This window comes from Paraburkholderia monticola (assembly GCF_001580545.1).
Lineage (GTDB): Bacteria > Pseudomonadota > Gammaproteobacteria > Burkholderiales > Burkholderiaceae > Paraburkholderia > Paraburkholderia monticola.
In genome coordinates, this window is sequence record NZ_LRBG01000037.1 from 387,361 (window position 1) to 411,983 (window position 24,623).

Annotated in this window: 24 protein-coding genes; 12 read left to right on the forward strand and 12 right to left on the reverse strand. The window is 61.9% G+C overall.

The window, feature by feature from the left end:
• Positions 1–5 precede the first annotated feature (5 nt).
• Genes CI15_RS25795 through CI15_RS25815 form a run of 5 tightly spaced genes read left to right on the forward strand, consistent with a single transcriptional unit; the run spans position 6 to position 5,445 of the window.
• Complete coding sequence (locus tag CI15_RS25795) at positions 6–1,433, forward strand: MmgE/PrpD family protein (RefSeq protein WP_062133107.1); 1,428 nt, start codon at positions 6–8, stop codon at positions 1,431–1,433.
• Positions 1,430–2,593: an acyl-CoA dehydrogenase family protein gene (locus tag CI15_RS25800; RefSeq protein WP_062133109.1), complete on the forward strand. Its 1,164-nt coding sequence runs from the start codon at positions 1,430–1,432 to the stop codon at positions 2,591–2,593. The genes CI15_RS25795 and CI15_RS25800 overlap by 4 nt, the downstream gene beginning before the upstream one ends.
• Positions 2,590–3,780 carry a CaiB/BaiF CoA transferase family protein gene (locus tag CI15_RS25805; protein ID WP_062133112.1) on the forward strand — a complete coding sequence of 397 codons (1,191 nt, stop codon included), beginning with the start codon at positions 2,590–2,592 and terminating at the stop codon, positions 3,778–3,780. The genes CI15_RS25800 and CI15_RS25805 overlap by 4 nt, the downstream gene beginning before the upstream one ends.
• A gap of 45 nt (positions 3,781–3,825) precedes the next feature.
• Complete coding sequence (locus tag CI15_RS25810) at positions 3,826–4,581, forward strand: GntR family transcriptional regulator (protein WP_082814302.1); 756 nt, start codon at positions 3,826–3,828, stop codon at positions 4,579–4,581.
• Between the two features lie 36 nt (positions 4,582–4,617).
• Positions 4,618–5,445 carry an HpcH/HpaI aldolase/citrate lyase family protein gene (locus CI15_RS25815; protein WP_062133118.1) on the forward strand — a complete coding sequence of 276 codons (828 nt, stop codon included), beginning with the start codon at positions 4,618–4,620 and terminating at the stop codon, positions 5,443–5,445.
• Positions 5,446–5,899: 454 nt separating this feature from the next.
• Here CI15_RS25815 and CI15_RS36745 read toward each other — a convergent pair whose 3' ends face one another.
• Both CI15_RS36745 and CI15_RS37475 read right to left on the reverse strand, forming a co-directional pair.
• Positions 5,900–6,376, reverse strand: coding sequence for a carbon-nitrogen hydrolase family protein (locus tag CI15_RS36745; RefSeq protein WP_153041195.1), 477 nt, complete (start codon positions 6,374–6,376; stop codon positions 5,900–5,902).
• 300 nt (positions 6,377–6,676) lie between these two features.
• Positions 6,677–7,696: a hypothetical protein gene (locus tag CI15_RS37475; RefSeq protein ID WP_062133120.1), complete on the reverse strand. Its 1,020-nt coding sequence runs from the start codon at positions 7,694–7,696 to the stop codon at positions 6,677–6,679.
• 97 nt (positions 7,697–7,793) lie between these two features.
• On the opposite strand from CI15_RS37475, the gene CI15_RS25825 reads away from it, so the two are divergent.
• Positions 7,794–8,528 carry a haloacid dehalogenase type II gene (locus CI15_RS25825; protein WP_062133123.1) on the forward strand — a complete coding sequence of 245 codons (735 nt, stop codon included), beginning with the start codon at positions 7,794–7,796 and terminating at the stop codon, positions 8,526–8,528.
• On the opposite strand, the gene CI15_RS25830 is transcribed toward CI15_RS25825, so the two are convergent.
• Positions 8,511–9,110, reverse strand: coding sequence for an NUDIX domain-containing protein (locus tag CI15_RS25830; protein WP_062133125.1), 600 nt, complete (start codon positions 9,108–9,110; stop codon positions 8,511–8,513). The genes CI15_RS25825 and CI15_RS25830 overlap by 18 nt on opposite strands.
• Positions 9,111–9,189: 79 nt before the next feature.
• Here CI15_RS25830 and CI15_RS25835 point away from each other — a divergent pair, with 79 nt between their 5' ends.
• Entirely contained in the window at positions 9,190–9,945 is a 756-nt protein-coding gene (locus CI15_RS25835) for a DeoR/GlpR family DNA-binding transcription regulator (RefSeq protein ID WP_062134179.1), read from the forward strand.
• A gap of 28 nt (positions 9,946–9,973) precedes the next feature.
• Here CI15_RS25835 and CI15_RS25840 read toward each other — a convergent pair whose 3' ends face one another.
• From CI15_RS25840 to CI15_RS25860, 5 genes are read right to left on the reverse strand one after another with little or no spacing between them, the layout of a single operon-like run.
• Positions 9,974–10,876, reverse strand: a complete 903-nt coding sequence (locus tag CI15_RS25840; protein WP_062133128.1) for a transporter substrate-binding domain-containing protein — start codon at positions 10,874–10,876, stop codon at positions 9,974–9,976.
• A 35-nt stretch (positions 10,877–10,911) separates the two neighbouring features.
• Entirely contained in the window at positions 10,912–12,123 is a 1,212-nt protein-coding gene (locus CI15_RS25845; RefSeq protein ID WP_062133131.1) for an aminotransferase class I/II-fold pyridoxal phosphate-dependent enzyme, read from the reverse strand.
• 39 nt (positions 12,124–12,162) lie between these two features.
• On the reverse strand, positions 12,163–12,843 hold the full coding sequence (locus CI15_RS25850; protein ID WP_075643781.1) for an RraA family protein: 681 nt from the start codon (positions 12,841–12,843) through the stop codon (positions 12,163–12,165).
• 29 nt (positions 12,844–12,872) lie between these two features.
• Positions 12,873–13,373 (reverse strand): LeuD/DmdB family oxidoreductase small subunit, encoded by a 501-nt coding sequence (locus CI15_RS25855; protein WP_062133137.1) that lies wholly within the window; start codon positions 13,371–13,373, stop codon positions 12,873–12,875.
• A 2-nt stretch (positions 13,374–13,375) separates the two neighbouring features.
• Positions 13,376–14,647, reverse strand: a complete 1,272-nt coding sequence (locus tag CI15_RS25860) for a 3-isopropylmalate dehydratase large subunit (protein WP_062133140.1) — start codon at positions 14,645–14,647, stop codon at positions 13,376–13,378.
• 236 nt (positions 14,648–14,883) lie between these two features.
• On the opposite strand from CI15_RS25860, the gene CI15_RS25865 reads away from it, so the two are divergent.
• From CI15_RS25865 to treA, 3 genes are all read left to right on the forward strand, one after another.
• Positions 14,884–15,810: a LysR family transcriptional regulator gene (locus CI15_RS25865; RefSeq protein ID WP_062133143.1), complete on the forward strand. Its 927-nt coding sequence runs from the start codon at positions 14,884–14,886 to the stop codon at positions 15,808–15,810.
• A 136-nt stretch (positions 15,811–15,946) separates the two neighbouring features.
• Entirely contained in the window at positions 15,947–16,747 is an 801-nt protein-coding gene (locus tag CI15_RS25870; RefSeq protein ID WP_062133146.1) for a transporter substrate-binding domain-containing protein, read from the forward strand.
• A 361-nt stretch (positions 16,748–17,108) separates the two neighbouring features.
• Positions 17,109–18,785, forward strand: a complete 1,677-nt coding sequence (gene treA, locus CI15_RS25875) for an alpha,alpha-trehalase TreA (RefSeq protein WP_062133152.1) — start codon at positions 17,109–17,111, stop codon at positions 18,783–18,785.
• Positions 18,786–18,833: 48 nt separating this feature from the next.
• Here the strand turns inward: treA and CI15_RS25880 are convergent, their stop codons facing one another.
• Positions 18,834–19,301 (reverse strand): lipocalin-like domain-containing protein, encoded by a 468-nt coding sequence (locus CI15_RS25880; RefSeq protein ID WP_062133155.1) that lies wholly within the window; start codon positions 19,299–19,301, stop codon positions 18,834–18,836.
• Between the two features lie 664 nt (positions 19,302–19,965).
• On the opposite strand from CI15_RS25880, the gene CI15_RS25885 reads away from it, so the two are divergent.
• On the forward strand, positions 19,966–21,801 hold the full coding sequence (locus tag CI15_RS25885; protein ID WP_062133157.1) for a S10 family serine carboxypeptidase-like protein: 1,836 nt from the start codon (positions 19,966–19,968) through the stop codon (positions 21,799–21,801).
• A 51-nt stretch (positions 21,802–21,852) separates the two neighbouring features.
• Positions 21,853–22,251, forward strand: a complete 399-nt coding sequence (locus CI15_RS25890) for a hypothetical protein (RefSeq protein WP_062133159.1) — start codon at positions 21,853–21,855, stop codon at positions 22,249–22,251.
• A gap of 106 nt (positions 22,252–22,357) precedes the next feature.
• Here the strand turns inward: CI15_RS25890 and CI15_RS25895 are convergent, their stop codons facing one another.
• Genes CI15_RS25895 through CI15_RS25905 form a run of 3 tightly spaced genes read right to left on the reverse strand, consistent with a single transcriptional unit; the run spans position 22,358 to position 24,294 of the window.
• The gene (locus tag CI15_RS25895) at positions 22,358–22,771 is read right to left on the reverse strand and encodes a VOC family protein (protein ID WP_062133161.1); all 414 of its coding nucleotides are present in this window, start codon (positions 22,769–22,771) and stop codon (positions 22,358–22,360) included.
• Entirely contained in the window at positions 22,768–23,301 is a 534-nt protein-coding gene (locus CI15_RS25900) for a helix-turn-helix domain-containing protein (protein WP_062133163.1), read from the reverse strand. The genes CI15_RS25895 and CI15_RS25900 overlap by 4 nt, the downstream gene beginning before the upstream one ends.
• Before the next feature lie 9 nt (positions 23,302–23,310).
• Positions 23,311–24,294 (reverse strand): porin family protein, encoded by a 984-nt coding sequence (locus tag CI15_RS25905; protein ID WP_062133165.1) that lies wholly within the window; start codon positions 24,292–24,294, stop codon positions 23,311–23,313.
• Between the last annotated feature and the right edge of the window lie 329 nt (positions 24,295–24,623).

Genomic DNA, 24,623 nt, shown 5'->3' on the forward strand with positions numbered 1-24,623 from the left:
TCGACATGACTTCACTCGACCCAGCCGTCACGCTCTCCGATCAGTACGCACGCTTTGGTCTCAGCCTGCAATTGCGCGATGTTCCGCGCACCTTGCGGACGCGTGCCAAGCATCTGATTCTCGATGCCGTCGGCATCGCCCTGGCCTCACGCAGTTACCCGTATGCCGGCGTATCGCTTGCCGCATTCTCCGAACTCGGCAGCGGCACCTCGCCGGTAATCGGCTATGGCAGGCGTCTCGCTCTGCGCGATGCCGCGATGATGAACGGCATACTGATTCACGGCCTCGATTTTGACGACACGCATTCACGCGGCGTTATTCATTCGACGACGAGCGCGTTGCCTGCTGTGTTTGCACTAGCTGATCGCGACGACCTGAGCGGTGCTGAGCTGCTCAGCGCGTATATCGTCGCGATGGAAGTGTCAACGCGCGTTGCGTCGGCCGCGAAGGGTGGTTTCCATCAGGCCGGCTTTCATCCGACGGGCATGGTCGGGGCATTCGGTTGTGCGGTCGCGGCGGCGCGTCTGTTGCACCTGGACGAAGCACGCGCGGCCCATGCCCAAGGCGTTGTTCTGTCGATGGCCGCCGGCAGCCTTGAATTCCTCGAAGACGGCGCATGGACCAAGCGCGCTCATCCTGGCTTCGCCGCCGCAGCCGGCATCACCGCCGCGACGCTCGCGAAGCACGGTTTCACTGGCCCGCGGTCAGCCTACGAAGGACGCTTCGGTCTGTACGCCAGCCACCTTGGCAAGCGCCTCGACGCCGCCGATCAGCAGCTTGCGACCGAGGGACTCGGCAGCGCGTGGCAAATTGATGAAGTCGCGATCAAGCCGCTGCCCGCCTGTCACTTCACGCACGCCGTAGCGGATGCGGCAATCGCGTTGTATCAGGAACATGGTTTTTCGGCGCAGAACCTCGACTCGATCGATCGCGTCATCGCCAGGGTGCCGCGTGGCACAGTCGAGGTCGTCTGCGAACCGCTCGAACCGAAGCGCAAACCGGTGACCAGCTACGACGCGCAATTCAGCGTGCCGTACATCGTCGCCACTGCGCTGCTCAAAGGGCGCTTCACTCTCGACGACCTCGAGCCGGCCGCGCTGGCCGATCCCGCCGTGCTGGCGCTGGCCACACGCGTCGACTACGAGATCGATCCTGATTCCACCTTCCCACGTCACTACACCGGCGAAGTCATCGTGGAACGCAGCGATGGCTCGCGCGTTGCACATCGCGAGGCGATCAATCGTGGTTGCGCCGAGCGGCCGGTAAGCAACGACGACATTGCCTCCAAGTTCTACGCGAACGCTCAGCGCACCGTATCCCGCAGTGCCGCCGAACAGATCGCGCAGGCCGTATTGCAACTCGACGAACGCCCGGCGCGCGCATTGGCCGACACGCTCGCCGGAACCACCGAATCTTCAAGGACGCCATCATGACCGCCACCGAACTCGACACGCTGGAAAACGATCAACTGATTCTCGACTCGCTGGATCGCTTTCTTGAATCCGAAGTGCGGCCCTACGTTCACAAGTTCGATCACGACGACATCTACCCGGAAGAGATCGTCGAGAAGATGAAAGACATGGGTCTGTTCGGCTGCATCATCGATCCCGAGTATGGCGGCCTGGGACTGTCGACCCGCACGTACGCCCAGATCATCACGCGGATTGCGCGCGTGTGGATGTCGGTGAGCGGCATTATCAATTCGCATCTGATTCTCGCGATGCTGGTGCAACGCAATGGTACGCCCGAGCAGAAGAGCAAGTATCTGCCGAAGTTCGCGACCGGCGAGTGGCGCGGTGGGATCGGCTTGACGGAACCCGACTGCGGCACCGATCTCCAGGCGATTCGCACAACCGCCAGACGTGTCGGCGACGAGTACATCGTGAACGGCAACAAAACCTGGATCACGAACAGCAAGCACGGCAATACGCTCGCGCTGCTGGTGAAGACGGACCCGAGCGCGCAGCCGCGTCACCGCGGGATGAGCCTGCTGCTGGTGCAAAAGGGCCCAGGCTTCGAAGTCAGCCGGCAACTCGAAAAACTCGGCTACAAAGGAATCGATACCTGCGAACTGTCGTTCAGCGACCATCACGTGCCCGCCGATGCATTGATCGGAGGCGTGGAAGGCAAAGGCCTGCAACAGATACTTGGCGGACTCGAACTCGGACGCATCAATGTAGCCGCGCGGGGAGTCGGTATCGCGCAAGCGGCGCTCGAAGAGTCCGTCAGCTATTCCCAGCAACGCAAGACCTTCGGCAAGCCGATCTGCGAGCACCAGGCGATCCAGCTTAAGCTTGGCGAAATGGCCACGCGCGTCGAAGCCGGCCGCCTGCTGGTCGACGCCGCCGCGCAGAAATACGACCGTGGCGAGCGCTGTGACATGGAGGCCGGCATGGCGAAATACTTCGCCACCGAAGCCGCGCTGGAGAACAGCATCGAAGCCATGCGCATTCACGGCGCGTACGGGTATTCGAAGGAATACAACGTCGAGCGGCTGTACCGCGATGCGCCGCTGCTGGTAATCGGCGAGGGCACCAACGAGATGCAACGCATCATCATCGCAAAACAGCTGATCGAACGGAGTCCGGTATGAGCCTCCCCCTTTCCGGCGTGCGCGTGCTCGCCATCGAACAGTACGGCGCAGGGCCTTTCGCGACCCAGCATCTTGCGGACCTTGGCGCGGAGATCATCAAGATCGAGCACCCAGGCAATGGCGGCGATGTGGGCCGCGCGGTCGGTCCATATTTTTTCGGCGAAGGCGATAGCCACTTCTTCGAAGCGTTCAATCGTAACAAGTGCAGCCTGACGCTCGATCTGAAGAAGCCTGAAGCGCGTGCGGTGCTATTGGACCTCGTTACAAGGAGCGACGCAGTATTCAACAACCTGCGCGGCGATTTGCCGGTGAAACTTGGTGTCACCTACGAACAGTTGCGCGAGGCCAACCCGAAGATCGTCTGCGCGCACCTGTCCGCGTATGGCCGTACCGGCAGCCGCGCGGCGTGGCCCGGCTACGACTATCTGATGCAGGCCGAGGCGGGTTATCTGTCGGTTACTGGCGAGCCCGATAGTCCCCCCGCACGTTTCGGCCTGTCGATCATCGATCTGATGACCGGCACGACTGCGGCGATGGCACTCCTCGCCGCCCTCGTCGATGCGAAGACTTCAGGCAAGGGGCGCGATATCGACGTGAGCCTCTTCGACGTCGCGCTCCATAACCTGGCCTATGTCGCGACCTGGTATCTGAACGGCGGCGTCGTGACGGGGCGCGAGAATCGCTCGTCGCATCCGTCGCTCACGCCGAGTCAGTTGTACAAGACGCAGGACGGCTGGATCTTCCTGATGTGCAACAAGGAGAAGTTCTGGGGGGTGCTCGCTGAAGTGGTCGACAAACCGTCGTGGGTGAGCGATCCGCGTTTCTCCAATTTCCAGGCGCGCCTCGCGAATCGCGACCTGGTGCAGAAAGAACTCGATACGGTGCTCTCGACCGCAACCACGGCGCAGTGGCTCGAACGCTTGGGCGGCCGCGTCCCGGCCGCACCGGTCTTCAACGTTAAGGAGGCGCTTGAAAATCCGTTCGTCGCCGAGCGCGACTGCGTGGTGAATGCCGAGCATCCGCGCTTCGGCCAGATTCGCGGCGTCGCCGCCCCAGTGCGGGTCGATGAGCCCCTGCCGATGCGTGCCGCGCCGGATATCGGTCAGGATACGCACCGTCTGCTCGCCGAGTTGGGCTATAGCGCCGAAAGGATTGCTTTGCTGAGGGGGGCTGGTGTGGTGCAATAAGGCCATGCGGGCAGCTGCCCGCTCCCCTACTTCATGCACACTCAAATGGCCACCACGACAGTCCTCGGGCAACAGCCGCGCTACATGCAGTTGGCACAGACGCTCCTCAACGAGATTCAGGGCGGACGGTTTCCCATCGGCGCTTTACTGCCCACCGAGTTCGAGCTATGCGAGCAGTTCGGCGCGAGCCGCTTCACCGTGCGGCAGGCGATCAAGCAACTGGAACAGCGCGGTCTCGTGGACAGGCGCCCCGGCATCGGCACTCGCGTGAAGGCGACGCAGAGCGAGACCGCGTACCGCCAGGTCATGGAGCGACTGAGCGATCTGCACCGTTATACCTCCGACACCGAGTTGGAGATCGCTTCGACCCAAACCATCGAGATCGACGATGCGGAACTGCTCGAGCGACTCAACGCGAAGCCGGGCGAGACATGGCTGCTCGCCGAGGGGATTCGCCGGTCGCCTGGCAGCGTCGAGCCGATCTGCCACACCGAGGTGTACATCCACCCGGCGTTCCGGTCATTGACGGGCCTGAGCGGTCGGACTCACGTGCCGATCTACACGCTCATCGAAAAGCAGTTCGGCGAGCAGATCACTGAAGTGCAGCAGGAAATCCGCGCGATCGCGATGCCGGCGAAACTCGCGCAGCGTTTGAACGCGAAAGCGCGCTCGCCGGCGCTGTGGTTGTGCCGCAGATATCTGAACCGGCGCGGACAACTCGTGGAGCTGACGATCAGCGTTCACCCGGCTGACCGCTACAGCTATTCCGAAACGTTTCAACTCGACTGGCACGCGAACTAGGCAGCATCGGGCCGCGTGCTTCTGAAGGAGAGCAGCATGGACGCACGCAGCTATCTGTTCGTTCCGGGCGACCGGCCTGAGCGCTTCATGAAGGCGCTCGACGCGGAAGCGGACGCGGTAGTGATCGATCTGGAAGACGCGGTCGCGCCGGCCGCCAAGGAACACGCTCGCGAGGGCGTGCAGCGCTGGTTGATGACGGCGGACCGTTCGCGACTGATTGTTCGAGTGAATGCGGTGGGCACGCCCTGGCATGCCGACGACGTGGAGATGGTTAGCCGGTGCGGCACTTCAGTTGTGATGGTGTCGAAGTCGGACAGCGCGCAGCAACTTGCCGATATCGCGGCGCAGTTGCCATCGCAGGTAAGAATCGTGGCCTTGATCGAGACCGTTGCGGGTGTGGTAGCGATGCGCGAGATTGCCGCGGTACCGTCAGTTACACGGCTAGCATTCGGCACGGTCGATTTCTGCGGCGATGCCGGGATCGAAGGCCTGGGCGTCGAGCTGGATTACGTGCGCTCGCAGATGGTCATCGAATCGCGCCATGCGGGTTTGGCTGCGCCGGTTGATGGTGTGACATTGGAGCTCGACAATCTTGCGCGCTTGACTGAGCACGTTGCTACCGCCCGGCGCTTTGGGTTTACCGGAAAGCTTTGTATTCACCCTAACCAGGTGGACTCCGTGAATCGCGGGTTCGCTCCGAGCGAAGAAGAGCGGCGCTGGGCCGCGCGGGTGTTGGCCGCTTGCAGCGAGCACCCGGAGGGCGCGTTTGCGGTGGATGGCAAACTGGTCGATAAGCCGATCGTTGATCGCGCGAGAAGGATTGCCGGGTTTGAAGCCATGCAGAACAATGGCTTCACCACCTGAGGCAATCGGGTGCGTCTCTCATCGGCAAACCGGAAACGAAAATAGTCCCGGTGAACGGGGTATCACGATCCACGACGGTATACACATAGGATGCAAAAAAAATCGGCGCAGCTCAAGCGAGACAGTAACCTGAGATGCGATTAAATCCTCACGCCCGACCTGTCGATTTGCGACCTCACCGGTTTCGTCGTCGACCCGGTACAAATGGAATACCCGTTTTGCAATATCGAGTCCCGTCAATTCACATGCGCCGCACCCGATCATCGAACGCGAGGTCGTCGTCGAGCTCCAGCAGGAAATCCGGCAAAGTTTTGGATCGGCATCTTCTCAAGATCTAACTGCGAGTATTCGTCCGCTCGTCATGACGGATTTACAGCACCCTTGAAAGCCTTCCCGGCCGTGAATTTGACCGCCTTTGCCGCGGCCATCTGGATTTCGCCTCCCGCCGAAGAAATCATCGATTGACTGCACGTAGAAGCGGCACGCCGGCGAGTTGTGCGATCGACTGCACACTCTGCTCTTGAATACGTGCGAGGGCGAGATCGCCAGTAAACCAACCGTTTGAGATGCCAACCAGGACACCGGGTCGATCAACCAGGAGTCGCCAATGGGGCCACCACAAGAAATCCTCGTAGCAGATCGAAAAGGCAGCGCGCCGACCCGCAACAGCCAGATACGGTTGCGCGAGGCTACCTGCACTTGCACTCACGTCGGCCCACGGACGCCACAGCCCTGCTGGAACGGGTTGACGGCTGTCGAAGCGTCCATCACTGGCCCCGACGGCCACGGCGCTATCGGTGTAGCGTAGGAAGGGCTCGCCAATGATGGGGCCGCCGGGAAGCGAACCCGTTTCCACCAGATCAACACCAACAATTAGCGTCTTGTTCGACGCGACCAGGTGCTGTATATATTCCCGCCACCAGTACCGCATCGCAGGTCGCCACAATGCGACTCTCGTCCGCGCTTTTCGATCTGCCTGATAGCGACCAATGCGCCAGTGAGTTCGACTTACGCCTCAGAAAGTTCTACCAATGGCTTTCCAGCATGGCGGCTACTTCGACGCAAGCTGGGGAGCACCACTGGTTACACTGGGGAAGGTACCCCGGTTTGCGCTCGTTACTTTCGCGGGACTGGCCAGTTCGTTAAAAGCATCGATGGCCGCTTTCAATTCGGCAGAGGCTACCCCAGACATGTCCTCTGTGTCCGCGTAAGTTAGACACTGATGCTCAAGTTAGACAAAAGGCCGTCTGGGCCAAACTCGGAGAGCCTTATCAGGCTTGGTCAGGGCGCAACGATTTGAAGCTCCGCCCACCTGCAAATGCCGCAACTGATGCTGCGAATACGCTTCGTCGACGCGCTCCAGTTGCCCTTCGAGAAAATCGCCGCCTTCAGACGCGATGATCACATGCGGCTTTTGCGGGTCGGCAGAGGCGAGCATCGCCGCATCGGTCACGACGACCAGTTGTTCGCGCTCGATCAACGCCTTCGCGCGAGCGAACTCGGCTTGACCGAGTTCGTAAAGCTCGCCGGGCTGCGGCGTGCGCCATGCCTCGAAGCGTTTGCGGTCATCGGACACGCGCGTGACGACGGTATCCGTCACGATCGCGAAGCAGATCACGTTCATGCCGCCCGCACGCATCGGCGCGCTGACCGGCGTGAACGGCCGGTGCGTGCCGACCTTCAGATTGCGCGACACGATCACGTGGCCGGCATGGCTGTGCATGTCGATGGTCAGTGCGCCGGCGGAGGCTTGCCATGGCGCGGCTTCGGTCTCGCGCGGCTCGGCCTGCTCATGCGCATCGGTGTAGCCCGCAAAGCGTCCCGGCGCGCAGGCCGCAAGACTCAATGCGGCGCCCGTCGCGAGAAACGCGCGACGGCTCATGCCCGTGGCGCTCGACGATGCGCGGTCCGGTTCCGACACGCGCTGCGCCGCTTCGAGCCGGTAACGCCAGCCGGCCGGATCGTCGATGAGCCGGGTCAGGCGGCCACGCAGCCGGACAGCGCCACCGTCGAATTCGAGCGCATCGCGCGATGTCACTTCGATGCAGCGCAGCGGATCGCGTGGCACGCATCCGCCGCAGCACGGTTCGTCCTCGGTGAGCAGGAAGTAGTCGGCGGTGCGAGCGGTGGGATCGAGGGGGATCAGCCAGCCAGCGATTTCCACCGTCAGTGCATGTGGCTCGGGCACCGAGTCGTCGCGGATTGTGTTCCATACCGATTGCGTGGCGATCGAAGCGTCATCGGAGGGCATTGTGTCTCCGCGTCGTTTTTAGGTGATCGATGATATCAACGCGCGCTTTCTTTTCGCCTAATATGGATTGCTCCTGACACCGCGACAAAGGAAGGTCATGAACATCGACTCGACGAATCAAACCAGCATCAAAGCATTCGTATTCGATGTATTCGGCACCGTGGTCGACTGGCGCGGCGGTGTCGCGCGCGAAGCACAACCATTTCTGAAGCGGCACGCGCCGAACCTCGACGCATCCGAATTCGCGGACGCATGGCGTCGCGAGTATTCACCCGCGATGGAAGAAGTGCGCAGCGGACGCAGACCGTATGTGCGGCTCGATGTCTTGCACCGCGAAAACCTCGTCAAGGTGCTCGCCCATTTCGGCATCGCCAACGCTTCCGAGTCGGAGATCGATGAACTGAACCTCGCGTGGCATCGCCTGGACCCCTGGCCGGATGCAGTCGATGCTTTGCATCGACTGAAGCGGCGCTTCATCATCGCGCCGCTCTCGAACGGCAACATTCGCCTGATGGTGGACATGGCAAAGCGTGCCGGTCTGCCGTGGGATGCCATTCTCGGTGCGGAGGTCGTCCGCGCTTACAAGCCCTCGCCACGGGTCTATAGCGAAACGGCGGAGATTCTCGGCATCGCGCCGCGTGAACTATGCCTCGTCGCCGCGCATAACGGCGACCTCGCCGCGGCCCGACGCGTCGGCCTGAGCACCGCGTTCGTACTGCGGCCGACGGAGCATGGTCCCCTTCAGACGACCGATCTGAAAGCGGACGAGGCCTGGGACTTCGTCGTCAACGACCTGCACGAACTCGCGACGCAACTAGGCTGCGCGCGTTGACGAAAGCCCGCGTAGAGCGACGTACTGCAACAGCATGATCGTCTTGCCGTCGACGATCTCGCCAGCCTCGATCGCTCGCAACGCGGATTGCAACGGCATTTCGATCACCTCGAGATCTTCCCCTTCATCCTCGACGCCGCCGCCGTCGTTCACCCGCATCGAAGCGTCGTACTCGCCGACATAGAAGTAGAGCTTTTCGGTCACGGACCCCGGGCTCATGTAGGCCTCGAAAATCTTGCGGACCTGACCCACGCGATACCCCGTTTCCTCTTCGACTTCGAGCCGGATGCGTTCTTCCGGCGAAGCGTTGTCGAGCAATCCGCCGGGTGCCTCGATCATCATGCCGTCGTGGCCGTTCACGAACGCGGGCATGCGGAATTGTCGCGTGAGCAGCACGTTGCCGGTGCGCGGACTGTGCAGCAGGATCGTCGCGCCGTTGCCGCGATCGTAAGTCTCGCGGTTCTGGCGCTGCCATGTGCCGTCGCGCCTCAGGTAGTCGAATGTGACCTTCTTCAGCGTGTACCAGTCATCCGATAGCAAGGTCGTACCGACGATCCGAACCCGGTCTTTCGTTGCAGTCATGGGGCCTCCTGTCGACCATGGACAATGATTCATGGTATCGTGCAACTTCGTGCAATTTCAAGTGATTTCGTGCAATGCCATGTTGACGACCCAACGCAAGAAAGCGATCCTCGACGCACTCGCGCGCAATGGCCAGGTGCTGGCCGGCGAGCTCAGCACGGTGTTCGGCGTGTCGGAAGATACGATCCGCCGCGATCTACGCGAGTTGGCCGCGGAGGGGCTACTGCAGCGGGTCCACGGCGGCGCATTGCCCGCGTCCGCCGCGCTCGCGTCATTCGAGCAGCGTCAGGACATCGAGACGGTCGCCAAGCGGCGCATCGCGCGTCGGGCGGTCGAGTTGATTGCGCCGGGGCAAACCGTGATCGTCGACGGCGGCACCACGTCGGCGCTGCTGGTCCAGGAACTGCCGGCCGACTTGCACGCGACCATCGTCACGCACAGTCCGAGCGTCGCCACGGCGCTTGCCGCGCATCCGCGTGTCGAGGTGATCCTGATTGGGGGGCGTCTCTACAAGCATTCGATCGTCGCGGTCGGCGCCGCGGCGATGGAAGGCATTTCGCGCATCCATGCCGACCTGTACTTCATGGGCGTGACCGGCGTGCATCCGAGCGCGGGGCTGAGTACCGGTGACTTCGAGGAGGCCGCTATCAAGCGCGCGCTCGCCGCGCGCGCCGCGGAGACGGTGGTGCTCGCGTCGGCGTCGAAGCTGAACGCCGCGTCGCAGTTCGTGATCGGTGATATCACGCTCGCGCAGACCATCGTGGTCGAGAAGAAGACCAGCGCGGAGTTGACCAAGCCGATCGAGGCGGCGGGAGTGACTGTGATCAGGGCGTAGGGGGTGTCAAAGTCGACACCCCGCCCGCTCAGTCATCCATCGGCCGATCATTCGGATGCGCGAACACCGCCTTCATGGTGTCGCTCATCGGCATATCGAGGTTGATGCCCTTCGGCGGAATCGGTGACATGAACCACGCTTTATAGAGCTTCTCGCCTTCGCCGTTCTGTTCGATCTGCGCAATGGCGCGGTCGACGATCGCCTTCATCGCGGGATCGTCCTTCGGCAACATGCACGCAATCGCTTCGTGCGTCTGCGGATCGCCGGTCACCACATAGCCGGCTGGATTGCCCGAGGTTGCGCGTTCCGCCGCCAGCACGTCCGAATCCATGAAAAAGGCCTGCGCGCGTCCCGTTTCGAGGTTCAGGAACGAGCCGCTATGATCGCGCGCGGAGATCACGGTGATGTTCGCGTGCTTCTCCTCGACGTATTTGCGCAGAAAGCGCTCCGAGGTCGTGCCGGCCGTCACTGCGACCGTCTTGCCATTCAGGTCGTTGAATGAATGAATGCCGGAATTGGCCTTGGTGAGCAGCCGCGTTTCCGTGACGGAAATCGTATTGGAGAATCCGACCTGCTGCGCGCGCTCCTTGTTGTTGGTCGTGCCGCCGCATTCGAGATCGATCGTGCCGTTCTGCATCAGTGCGATACGGTTTTGCGCGTTGACCGGAATCATCTTGACCTGCAACGTCGGCGCGTTGATCGCCTGCTGGATCTCCTTGACGATTTGCTCCGCGATATCGTGCGAATACCCGACGACCTTTTGATCGTTGTCATAGTACGAATACGGCAGCGACGATTCGCGGTAACCGAGCACGATCGTATTGCGCGCCTTGATATTGGCGAGCCGGCCCGTCAGATCCTGCGCGTGCGCGCCGAGCGCAAAGCAGCCTATCAGCAGCGCCGGCAGCGCGCGTTGTAACAGCGTATGCATGGTCTCTCCTTGCCAGGTTTATTGTCGACTTCCGTTCACGCGTCTGTTCGCAGCGATTCGCACGCGAGAGCGATCCGCCGGCATCCTTCCTGAAGCTGCTCATACGAGGTCGCAAACGAAATCCGGAATGCCGGCGACAAACCGAATGCCGCGCCCTGGATCACGCCCACGTCCTGAGTTTCGAGCAGGTACATGACGAAATCGCTGTCGTTGGCGATCACACGCCCGTCAGGCGTACGTCGCCCGATTACGCCCGCGCATGACGGATACACATAGAAGGCGCCGGTCGGACGCGGACAATAGAGTCCCTCGATCGCATTCAGTCGATCCACCACGAGATCGCGCCGCCGCTGGAACTGCGTGCGCCAATCGGCGAGAAAATCTTTCGGGCCATTCAGCGCGGCGAGCGCAGCCGCCTGGCTGATCGCCGACGGATTCGTCGTGCTTTGCGATTGCAGCTTCGCCATTGCCTTGATCAGCGTCTTCGGACCACCTGCGAAGCCGATGCGCCACCCGGTCATCGCATAAGCCTTCGACACGCCGTTGACCGTCAACGTACGCTCCTGCAGATGCGGATTGCACTGCGCGAACGTGGCAAATTCGAAGCCGTCGTAGATCAGATGTTCGTAGACGTCGTCGGTCAGAATCCATACGTGCGGATGACGGCTCAGCACCTCGCCCAACGCGACCAGCTCGGCGCGGGTATAGGACGCGCCAGTCGGATTGCACGGGGAGTTGAGCACCAGCCATTTCGTACGTGGCGTGATTGCAGCTTCCAGTTGCGCCGGCGTCATCTTGTAGCCACTGTCGACATCGCATTCGACGATGACCGGGCGCCCGCCGTTGAGCAGCACCATGTCCGGATACGACACCCAGTAGGGCGCGGGCACGATCACTTCGTCGCCTTCGTCGACGGTGCAGGTCAGCGCATTGAAGATGACCTGCTTGCCGCCATTGCCGACGCTCACTTCATCCTGCGCGAAAACAAGACCATTTTCGCGCTCGAACTTCTCGCGCACCGCGCGCTTCAATTCGGGCGTACCGTCGACCACCGTATAGCGCGTCTTGCCGCTTTTCATCGCATCGTAGGCTGCCTCGATGATATGAGGCGGCGTGTCGAAATCCGGCTCGCCGACCGTGAGGCCGATGATCTCCCGCCCCGCCGCGCGCAATTCCTTGACTCGGGCGGTCGCCATTGAACTCGGCGACGGTTTGATCCGGTCGAGACGCGTCGCAATCAGTTTCATGTGTGTCCCTTTCGCTCTTTTCGTACGCGCTTTCGCTTTCTACGCGATCACGCCCTGCTCTTTCAGATATGCGTCGATCCAGCCGCGCTTGTCCTGCCCCGCGAGAATCGCCTCCTTGCGCTGCTGTTCGCGCTGCGCCTGCGCGCGCGCCGCCTGCAACACGTCGTCGAGTCGAGCCGCGGGCACGGCGACGAGCCCATCTTCATCACCGACGATCAGATCGCCCGCCTCGATCACGAGGCCACCGATCGCCACCGGCACGTTGATCTCGCCCGGGCCTTCCTTGAACGGCCCCCGATGCGTATTGCCACGCGCAAAGCACGGGAAATCCGCCTGGTAGAACGCGGCCACGTCGCGTATCGCGCCGTCGATCACGAAGCCCGCCACGCCGCGCACCTGCGCGTGCATCTGCATCAGTTCGCCGACCAGCGCCTGCGTCACTTCCCCGCCGCCATCGACGACGATCACGTCGCCGGGTTCGGCGATATCGATCGCTTTGTGGATCATCAGGTTGTCGCCCGGGCGCACCTTGACCGTCAGCGCACGGCCGACCAGCTTCTTCTCATGGTGATAGCGGCGCAACCCGATCACGCCGCACAGGCGCTGCATGTTGTCGCTGATATGCGGCGTGACGATCGTCCTGAATGCGTCGACCGTGTCGGCCGGAATCGGCGCGGGCATCGGCAATATGCGGAATCCTAACTTGTTCGATTGGCTCATGGATGTCTTCCTCGCGACAGATACGGTAATCAGAAAGTCGGGTGCCGAAGCAGGTACGGAACGAGGCCGCCCGCTTCGAGAATGGCGAGCATCTCCGGTGCGATCGGCGCGGCCTGCATCGGTTCGGCGCCGCCATCGCAGCGCACGATCACCTGCGCGCCCAACTCGATGTGCAACGCCGCGCCCTCGCCAATGCGACTCGTGTCGCATTCGATCGCGTACAACCCGTTGTTCACCGCGTTGCGGAAATAGGTACGCGCGAAGCTTTGCGCGAGCACGACCTTGATACCCGCGCCGACCACCGCCGTGACCGCCACCTCCATCGCCGAGCCGCAGCCGAAGTTCTTGCCGGCCACGAGGATGTCGCCCGCGCGTACCGATGCAGCGAATTCAGGCGCGATCGTCTCGAACAGATACTGTTTCAGCACGGCGGGATCGAGCGATTCCCGCTTGCGTCGCGATGAAATGATGTAGTCGGTGTTGACGTTGTCGCCGAAGCGCCGGGCGTGGCCGTTGATCGAAATATTCATGTTCAGTGGTCTCCGGCGGCGAGCATTCGAGGACTCGCGATGCGGCCGGCAATCGCGCTCGCCGCGCAGACCTCGGGAGACGCGAGGAAGATTTGGGCGCTCGGATTGCCCATACGTCCCTTGAAATTGCGGTTGGCCGTTGAAATCACGTTCGCGCCGTCCTCGGGGATCGCGCCACTCGTGCCGCAGCACGCGCCACACCCGGGCGTCACGATCACGGCGCCAAGCGAAATCAGCTCGGCGAGTTCGCCGCCCCTCGTCAGCTCCAGCAGCACCTCGCGCGAAGCGGGTGTCACCACGAGCTGAACGCCTTCAGCCGGAGCGCCGAACTCGCGGAACACGTTCAGCGCCTGGCGGAAGTCTTTGGTGCGGCCGCCGGTACAGGTGCCGAGAAACACCATCTGCACCGAGGTCGTTTCGAGCGACCCGACTCGCACGTTGTTCGAGACCGCATGCGGCACCGCCACGAACGGTTCGAGCGTCGCGAGATCGATGTCGAGCGTGCGGGAATAGATTGCGTCGGGGTCGGCGGAGACCGCGCCCGACAGGTCGTCGGCGCGGCCTTCGAGGTAGCACCGGCAGGCTTCGTCGTACGGAAAGATCGCGTTCTTCGCGCCGAATTCGACCGACATGTTGGCGACCACGAGCCGATCCTCGAAATCGAGGCTTTGCACACCGTCGCCGCCGAATTCGAGCGTCTCGTAGGTGGCGCCATCGTTGCCGAGCAATTGCGCGAGGTAGAGCGCAAGATCTTTCGGGTAGACGCCCTGGCCGAGCCGGCCGTGCAGGTTCACGCGAATCGAGGCCGGCACCTTGAGCCAGACTTTGCCGGTCTTCATGACGCCCGCGAGATCCGATGAACCGATACCGGTCGCAAAGCAGTTCGCCGCGCCATACATGACCGAGTGACTGTCCGCGCCAACGAGCAGGCGGCCTGGCGCGGCAAAACCCTGTTCGACGACGAGCTGATGGCCGATACCCTCGCCAATATCGAACAGGCGTATACCCTGCTCCTTCGCGAAACGGCGGATACCTGCCTGCAACAACGCCGCCTTTGGGCTCGGCGCGGGCGCGTAGTGATCGAGCGCGAATAGCAGCTTGTGCGGCGCATGCACGCGGGCGCCGTCCATCGCGGCGAAGTAGTCGATGGCCATGGGAATCGAGCCGTCGGTGCCCAGCGCGTAGTCGACCTCGCAGATCACGACGTCGCCCGCGCGAACGTCACGGCCCGCTTTCGCCGACAGAATCTTCTCAGACAGGGTTTTTCCCGACATGGCCTCGATCTCGTCGCTAGACTTCGCGTTGACGCTCCGTTCAACGCATTATCGGCACAGTATCGCAAAGACAGGCTCGCCGAATGCGGAGAAATCGGCATCTCGAACCATGAAAAAAATTCCTGGTTCGGCGCCTGGCCGCTTGCCAGATCGCCGCCGCACGTTCGATACTGCGGGTTATTCCCGAACTGGCGCGTGCGCCAGCGGTTCTCTCCGACAAGAATCCTCCGATCTACGTGATCACGCTCAAGCAGCTCGAAGCGGTCTACTGGGTAGCCCGGCTCGGCACGTTCGCCGCGGCCGCGGATCGCCTGCATACGACCCAGTCCGCGATCTCGAAGCGCGTCAACGAACTGGAAGTTTTTTTCTCGACGCCGCTGTTCGATCGCAGCCACCGCGCGCCTCGCCTGACGCCGAAAGGCCGCGAGCTGCTCGATACCGCCGAGGAAATGCTGCAATCGCGCGACCGGCTGCTGGAACGGATGGGCAAGCAGGTCGAGGAAGTCCGGCGCTTCCGGATCGGCATTACCGAGCTGATCGCGCTGACGTTTCTGCCCCGCCTCGTGCGCGAGATCCGGCTCGCCTATCCGGCGGTGTCGTTCGAGCCGGAAATCGACGTCAGCACGAAACTGACCGAGCGGCTGTTCGCCGGGGAAATCGACTTCATCATCGCGCCGACCCCGATTCGCACGCCGCGCTTCACGTCGATCCCGTTGCGCAAGATGCACCTCGCCTGGATGGCGAGCCCGTCGCTGGTGGGCGACACGCGCACGCTGTCGCTCGACGAGATCGCGGCGTGGCCGATCCTGATGCAGGCCGGCACTTCCGGCGTCGACGCGATCTACGAGCGCTGGTTCGAATCGAACAACGTATCGATCCGTCGCGCCTTTGCGGGCAACAGCCTGATCTCGCTGTGTTCGCTGACGATCGCGGGCGTCGGCGTCAGCTACCTGCCCGCGCTTTATTTCGCCGATTTCGTTCGGCAAGGCGAACTCACGGTACTGCATTCGCAGCCGGAATTGCCGCCGGTACGGTACTACGCGGTCTATCGTAGCGACGGGCCGCAGCCGCTCTACTCGCACGTCGCGAGTCTCACGCGCGAGTTCTGCGACTTTTCGAAGCCGGAGTTTCATCCACGGCCATCCGCCTCCGAACAAAGATGAAACAGACGACTTTTGGAGTGCTAGGATGACGCCCGCAACCCGACGTGTTCCCCGTAACGACACCGCCGGGTTGCGGACACGATGATGAAATCGTTGCGTTGTGCAGCCTGATACTCAAGTACAGAGGAGACACTCAATGAAACTTTCGAAGCTGCTGATAAACGCGCTGGCACTCTCCGCCTTCAGCTTCACCGCACTCGCGGCGCATGCCGAAGATCTGCTCGACTCGGTCAAACAGGCCGGAGTCCTGAAGATCGGTCTCGAGGGCACTTATCCGCCGTTCGACTCACGCAACAAGGACGGTCAACTCGAAGGCTTCGACGTCGATGTCGCGAAGGCCGTGGCAGCGAAGCTCGGTGTGAAGCCGGAGTTCATTCCGACCGAGTGGAGCGGCATTATCGCGGCGCTACAGAGCGGCAAGTTCGACGTGATCATCAATCAGGTCACCATTACGCCGCAACGCAAACAGATTCTCGATTTCAGCCAGCCGTACACCTATTCGGCCGCGCAACTGATTCAACGGGCGGACGACAAGCGCGAGTTCAAATCGCTCGATGAATTCAAGGGCGACAAGAAGATCGGCGTAACGCTCGGCACCAACTACGACCAGATGGCGCGCGCGGTACCGGGCATCAACGTGCTGACTTATCCGGGCGCGCCCGAGAAGCTGCGCGATCTCGCCGCGAAACGGATCGACGCGACGATCGACGACCGGCTGATGCTGCCGTATATCATCAAGAACTCGCAGTTGCCGCTGCGTACGGGCGCGGTGCTGAAGGGCGCCGATCAGGAAATGGGCATCCCATTCCGCAAGGACAATCCGAAGTTCGCGAAAGCACTCGACGACGCACTGACCCAATTGAAACAGGACGGCACGCTGAAAAAGATCTCGATGCATTGGTTCAACACCGACGTGACGCAGCCGATCGCACAGTAAGTCTCTCGTTGTTCTCGCGTACCTGCGTCGAATTGCCGAATGATCGACGCAGGTACGTCGCTTGCTCGATGAGCGGTTTCTCTCCCGGAATCGCTCGCCATCGAAGCATCCATTGCTTCGAACCACGGAGCACGCGCAAATCCCCCATTGCGCGCACTGTCCCCTTCGTTCATCTCGTTTGATTCTTCATGCTCAGTGCATACAGGTTCTGCTGCGCCGCAGTTGCCTGATGCTTCGAAAGCGTGCAATGCTTTCGAGGCCATCAAACCGGCCATCTCGTGCCGGACTCGCATGTCGCCGGCAGACGGCATCGATTGGCACGCGAAGAGACCAGTGAAATGCCCACAACCTTGGAGGCATCATGAGCATTCCGTCACTGTCTCGCAGCAGCGCCGCATCTAACCCTCATCTTTCTCTCAGCCCCAAGCAGTACTTCATGCCGCAGCGCTCGCCGATCGCGATCGGCGTTGCATGCATCGCCACGCTCGTATTCGCGTCCGCGAGCTGTCTGGCCGATACCCAGGTGGGCGCCCCGCTACCGCCCGCGCCCGACATTCTGTACGGCGATCTGTTCGTCGCCGTGCAAACCGCGCAGATCTTCGACGACCAGAAGACGTTCGTCGACGCCACGCCGAATGGCAGTCCCGCCGCGATCGTACAGTTATACGAAGCGCAGAAGAACCAGCCGGGCTTCTCGCTGAAGTCGTTCGTGAACCAGTACTTCACACCGCCCCCCGATCAGAGCATCACGCCGCCGCCGAACCAGAGTCTGCGCGAGCACATCGACTGGCTATGGTCCGGCCTCACGCGCACGACGACGAGCGCGCCCGACTACAGTTCGCTGATCCCGATGCCCAAACCGTACGTCGTGCCGGGCGGCCGCTTTCGCGAAGGCTACTACTGGGACACCTACTTCACGATGCTGGGGCTCCAGGAGTCCGGGCGGGAAGATCTCGTCGACGACATGCTCGACAACTTCGCGTACATGATCGACACGTACGGCCATATCCCGAACGGCAATCGCACGTACTATCTGAGCCGTTCGCAGCCGCCGTTCTACTCGTACATGGTCGAGCTCGCCGCGCAGAAAGAAGGCAACACGGTTTATCAGAAGTACCTGCCCGAGTTGCGCAAGGAGTACGCGTACTGGATGCAGGGCGCGACCAGCACGCCGCGCGGCGGCGCGACGCGCAATGTGGTCGTCCTCAAGGATGGCACCGTGCTGAACCGCTACTGGGACGAACTCGACACCCCGCGCAACGAGTCCTATCTCGAGGATGTGCAGACCGCGCAGCAGGCGAGTGGCCGACCGGCCAACCAGGTCTACCGCGATCTGCGCGCGACCGCCGAAAGCGGCTGGGATTTCAGTTCGCGCTGGTTCGGCGACAACCAGACGCTCGCCACGGTGCGTACGACATCGATCATCCCCGTCGATCTGAACAGCCTGCTGTTCCATCTCGAGACGACGATCGCGCGCGGCTGCTCGGTGACTCGCGACTTCAGCTGTGTCGCGCAGTTCATCGGCTATGCGGCGCGACGAGCGGAAGGCATCAACCACTATTTGTGGAACAACAAGGGCTATTACGGCGACTACGACTGGCAACTCGGCCGCGCACGCGACAACCAGACACCGGCGATGCTGTATCCGTTGATGGCCGGTGTGGCGTGGCCCGATCGCGCGTGGAAGACCGCCCAGACCGTGCAGAACGTGCTGCTCAAGCAGGGCGGTCTCGCGACGTCGATCTATGACACCACCCAGCAATGGGATGCGCCGAACGGCTGGGCGCCGTTGCACTGGATTGCGATTCAGGGCCTCAAGCGCTATGGACGCGCGGATCTCGCGAAGCCGATCGGCACGCGCTTTCTCGCGGACGTCGAGAACGTCTACAACACGCAGCAGAAGCTCGTCGAGAAGTACGTCGTCGAAGGTGCGGGAGAAGGCGGCGGGGGCGGTGGCGAGTATCCGTTGCAGGACGGCTTCGGATGGACCAATGGGGTGACGTTGATGTTGCTCGATCTGTATGGGAATGGGCAGTGAGTGGCTAATGCGTGATGCACGAACCGCCGGCTTCGCGCCGGCGGTTTCCTATCTGCCCGCCTTCTCCTCGGGTCTAACCTTGACCCACACCAGCACCGAAGTACTGTGCTTTCCCGTCACCGGGTTCCTGTCCGGCAGCGTCCGGATGTACAGATACGGGCCGTCGATTCTGAATTGACGCACCTGCACCGTGCCGGTCCAGGACTCGTTCCACGACGCGTCGACATGATGACTGACGAGATCGCCGTCGATGCTGTAGGTCCCCGCATAGGCACTGAGTCCGCTATAGAGTTCGATGCGCTCGGCGTCGGTCGGAACGACCCCGGTCGGCGCCTTGCGTCCTTCCTTGAGCAAAATGGCTTGCATGCGGCCGTCGGCGCCGTAGCTCAGATAACCGTCCGGATGGGCACCGAACAGGTCGGTCTTCTCGCCATTGGCCAGGTCTTCGGTCGTGAAGGACTGAAGCTTCCACGTTCCCAGCAACGCAGTGCTGTCGTTCGGCCGATCTTGTGCCATCGCTGCCCCCTTCCAGAAACGAAGTTCGCAACCTGATTCCGACGACACTACGCGCAAACACTCGCGCGAGCAATCAACGCCCGTGGTAGAAATATATCCCGACGTTATCTTTTTAGTTCTATTGATGGCGCATTTTTACCGGTTAAATTTACCATTTAATTATCTTTTTCAAGCGAAAATAATTCCCGGCAATGCATTTACGAGAATTCGCAGTCGAGCACTTGTATTCAATGCAATGCGGATAAATCGCGATCTGCATTTTCCGGTCGCAGCTCTCTCAGGCGCGTCAATCTTGTCCCGCAAGGCCCCTCTTCGGCGATTCGCTTCGTTTATGCTGAATCGCATAATCCCCGTTTTATCCTTGACAAGACCTCATTCCGCATCCTATTTTCATTTTTGCTGTAATCATCGGAAAGAATCAGTTCTTGAAATTTTTCTTGAAATGTCGAGCTAAATCGACAGGGAATTCCTTTGGCCATTCAATAGGCAATCAGGGAAAGCGAATAGAAATATTAATGCAAGCCTATTGAATTAATACATTGGCAAAGAGCTGTCGATGCAACCGCTGCGTGCCTTCGAGTGCGGTGCGGGTTATTCGATCTCCGACGCGCGCGACCGGCGAAAAGCGGCCTTTATGTAGCGGTATCACTCACCAGGGAACGAGATGAAACCAGACAGAAGGAATACCGACGATGGCCGCGTCCGTCGTCACGGCCGGCTAGCCGCATTAGGCGCGCTGACGCTCGGAATCGCCATGCTCGCCGGCTGCGGCGGCAGTGATGGCGGTTCGTCGGCGTCGGCGGTGCCCAGCAGCATGGCGCAGGTCGCCAATCAGGCGCAAGCCGCATCCGCGCCTCAGACGCCATCCGCCAATCAACCCTACACCGATCTCACCAGCTATTCGACGAGTGCTTCGTCCGGCATCGCCGCGTCGCTGGTCGCCGAGAAAGCGGCGATCATGCATTACCAATGGACCTCCGGCAGCACCACCGTCAACTACACGACGACCACCGGCCACCTGATCGCCACGGATCTGACGAGCGGCGCACCCGAAGCGACGATGTCCTACGTCGCCTACACGGCACCGAGCACCAATGGCAAGCCGCGCCCCGTCACATTCGTCTATAACGGCGGCCCGGGTTCCTCGTCGATCTGGTTGCGTCTCGGATCGTTCGCGCCGACGCGTGTCGCGACCACCGATCCGCTGCTGAACGGCACGAGCTGGCCGAACTACCCGCTCGTGAACAACACCGAGAGCCTGATCGACACGACCGACCTCGTGTTCATCGATCCGCCGGGCACGGGGCTCTCCGAAGCGATCCTGCCGAACACGAACCAGACCTACTGGAGCACCGATGCGGACGCGAACATCATGCGCGACTTCATCGTCCGCTACCTGACGGTCAATTCGCGCAGCAGCTCGCCGATCTACCTGTACGGCGAATCGTACGGCACGCCTCGCACGGACATCCTGGCGCTCGCGCTCGAATCGGCCGGTGTGCATCTGACGGGGATCACGCTGCAGTCTTCGATCCTGAACTACTTCGCCGATGCGATCGAAGCAGTGGCCATCACCGGTTCGACCGATCAGCTCGCGCTCGAAACCGATACGCTCAGCGGCTACATGCCGGGCTATGCCGAGGTCGCGGCGTACTACAACCAGGTATCGCCAACGCCCATCAATCAGGCTACCTACGCGCTTCGCAGCGAGGCGTTCGTGACCGCGAACTACAACCTGTTCAAGAATTACTCGCTGTACTGGACGTTGAGCCAGCTCGGCGCGCCCACCTTCGCGGGACCGCCGAACTTCCCGCCGACGTGGCTCGAAAAGGTCTGGGACGCCGAGTCTGGGCTCACGTTGCAGGCGATGCAGGGTTACTTCAACATCAATCCGTTCAGCATCACGCTGGTGCCGGGCTCGACGATCGGCCGCTACGATGGACGTGTGTCGTTACCCAACTCGGATCCGCGTCTGCAGACCGATGGCGACCCGTCGGACATCCTGATCTCACAGCCGTTCACGAATGCGCTGGCGACGCAGATGCCGGACTACCTCGGCTACACGGCCCCGAACGCGACGTATATGCCACTGAACGACGCGATCATCGAGGTATGGGACTTCTCGCACGGCGGCCAGCCGTTGCCCGACACGATCCCCGATCTGCTCGGCGCGCTGAAGCTGAATCCGCAGTTGAAGGTGCTGTCGGAAAACGGCTTCCACGATCTCGCGACACCGTTCTTCAATACCGAGAAGCAGCTCGCGCGGCTAAAGACAGTGCAGGGTCTCAAGCCGAATCTGCAGGTCAACTTCTTCCAGGGCGGACATATGATTTATCTGGATGACGTGGCGCGCCCGCAGATGAAGGCCGATCTCGCGGCGTTCTATGGTGGCACGCCGATCGCGGGCGCGCTCACGCTCGCGACGCTGCCACAGCCGTGGGCTGACGAAGCGTCAGCCGCGACGCCGACCAGCGAGTCCGTTGCGGCGGCCGCGCCCTGATTGATGGTGGTTTCGCTTCGTACGAAACCCTCCGACTACTCTTTATGGCGAATGATCATGTCTTCAATCGATATCTTGCGACGTGCGCTGGCGTTGATCGTCCTCGGTGTGGTCGCCGTCAGTGCGCACGCGTTGCCGCCGCAGCCGGTGGCGCCCGTGACGCTACCCAACGGCGGACATGGCGTAGACGGTCCGTTCTTTCCTCACAACCGTGCCAACGCGGTCGCGCCGACCACCGGCTCGACGCTGCAGCAGCAGGCTCAGAATCGCGTCGAGAGCAGACTGGGCGCGAATTCGGTGCTGGGTAACGGCTCGTCGATCACCAAGGCCCAGGCGCAAAGCAATGGGCTCGGCTTTATCGCCAAACATTTCGACGAGATCGACACGGCGCATTCGGGCCGTGTGACGTTGAACGACGTCAGGCAGTATCTGCAGCAGCATCAGCAGTGATGGTCCATTAGACCGCTAGCACGGCCGGCGGCGCGTCGCGATCGTGCGACGTGCCGCCGGCCGGTCGTCTTCATCGCGCAGGCGCGTGACTACGTTTTGCCGACGCTCACTTCTGAGCGGCCGCCTGGATCATCTTCCAGCCATTGCCCGCGGGATCGCGAAAGCCCGCGTCGACGCTGCCGTAACGATCGACCGGCTCCTGCGTGAACTCCACGCCGCGTGCCTTGAACTGCTCGTAGCTCGCGCGACAGTCGGCGACCGACAACACCAACGGCGGCATCGCCCCCTTCGCGACCATCGCGCGCAGCGTTTGCGCGGTCGCTTCGTCGTGGACCGGCGGCCCAGGTCTGAACAGGCCCAGTTGGAAAGACGGCTGCTCCGGATGCTGCACGGTGAGCCAGCGGTAGGCACCGTTGCTCACGTCCGTGTGGACCCGAAATCCGAGTTTGTCGACGTAGAACGCCAGCGCCGCGTCCTGATCGTCGACGTATAAACCGACCACATTGATACCCTGATTCATGATTCCTCCCTGGTTGAGGGCTCGACTGTATCGCTGGCCCCGCGCCGCCGCTTCTCCAAAACTGCGATCGTCAGGTCCGGGCGTTGCGCGGCCTTCAGCACGCAGGCAGGCACGCGATCGAGTTCAGCCTGATTGGCTCGGGCCTGCACGCGCATCTCGCTCGGGCTCATGCCGGTGATGTCGCGAAAGATCCGGCCGAACGTGCCGAGGCTTTCCCAGCCGGTTGCGAACGCGATGTCCGTGATGCCGAGGTCGGTGTCGCGCAGCAGCGTGACGGCCTGCTCGATACGGCGCGTCAGCAGATAGCGATGCGGCGGCAGGCCGAAGGCACGCTTGAACGAACGCGCGAAATGCGCCTCCGACACGCCGCTGACTTCGGCCAGACGCCGCACCGGCCAGGCTTCGTGCGAGGCGGCATCCATGCGGTCTTTCGCGCGCAACAGGCGCCGCAGCAGCGCCGGGTCTTCGAGCGCGTCAGCGTTACGCGAGATGGGGAGCGGCGGGATGTCAGAGTCGTGTGAGCGAGGCATGAGCGCGCGTCAGAACCGATAGCCGATGCCGCCGAGAATCACGTCGGTATCGCGGCTATAGCGGGTCATGACGCGATTCCACGTGACACGCGCCGACCAGCGCTGAGTGAAGCGATACGATGCCGTCATCGATAGGAGACCGGACAAAATGCCGTCGCCCGTGTCGCGCATGTCGTTGCTGTCGCCGTGATGGATCGCGACATACACGCCGGCGCCGACGCCGAGCGCGAAGCGCTCGTCGAAGAACGCGCGCGTGAGCCATAGCTGCGCGGTCGCGCCGTCGCGTCGCGCGGACAGGCCGTTGCCTTCGTGCAGATAGCCGAGCGTCGCGTCGAGATACGGCGTCAGGCCGCGCCGGTACTCGATCGCTTCCGCGGCCGAGGTCTGCGAATCGAGGCTGTTCAGAATCGTCGCGCCGGCCATCAGCGTGACTTCGTTGTTGGTCACCTTGTTCGTGCGCGGCAGCGCGAAGTCGCGTGGTCCCGGCGTGTCTGGCGCGTCGAGCTGATAGCCGACGCCGAGCATGATCGCGGTCGTCGACTCACCGTGGGTCACCTGCACGTGATTGACCTGCAGATTCGCGGTCCAGCGCTGCGTCGAATACCACGTGGCGCGCGCGCTATAGACGACACCCCAACCGTGCGTATTCGAATACCCCTCGCCCTGCTCGGCCGCTTCGGTATCGAAGTAGCGATAGGGCCCCACACCGACCGCGAACACCACGCGCCGGTCCATCACGGGCACCCTGCCCCACAACTGGACGAGCGGGCCATCGCGATGATGATCGGGGATGTGGCCTTCGTTGAGCCAACTCACGCTGCCGGCGACGTATCGGCCGATGCCTTCGGTGTAGTCGAGTTGCCACGAGTACGAATGACTGTGCTCGCCGGTCAGCGGCCCGGCGAACAGCCCGAGCTCCTGGGCCGATGCCCGGCCGGCCGCCGCGCCGAGAACCGTCGCGGCAATGAGGAGCGCCCTGGTCGGCTTTGTCATCGAGTGGCAGGCCTCGTGCTGATGGAAAGACACGTCAGGTCCAGCCACTCGCTGTGGCCGCAACCCGAGGCCATTGTTGCATGGGTTTGCGTGAATTCTGCGTCAGGCGGCGCACTGAAACTTTTCCAAATATTCAAGGAGATGACGACCGAACTGCGGATATCCGCAGCCTATGTTATATGTCATCGTATACCTTGGTCTTACGCGGGTAATCCCCGCATAAGAATTTCGAGAGGCGACCACCCCGGAGGACCGCATGATTCCAGGGTCAACAAATCTACAGGCTGTAAGTTGGGGTAAGTACTGCATGTACGTAGACACAGCCTTCA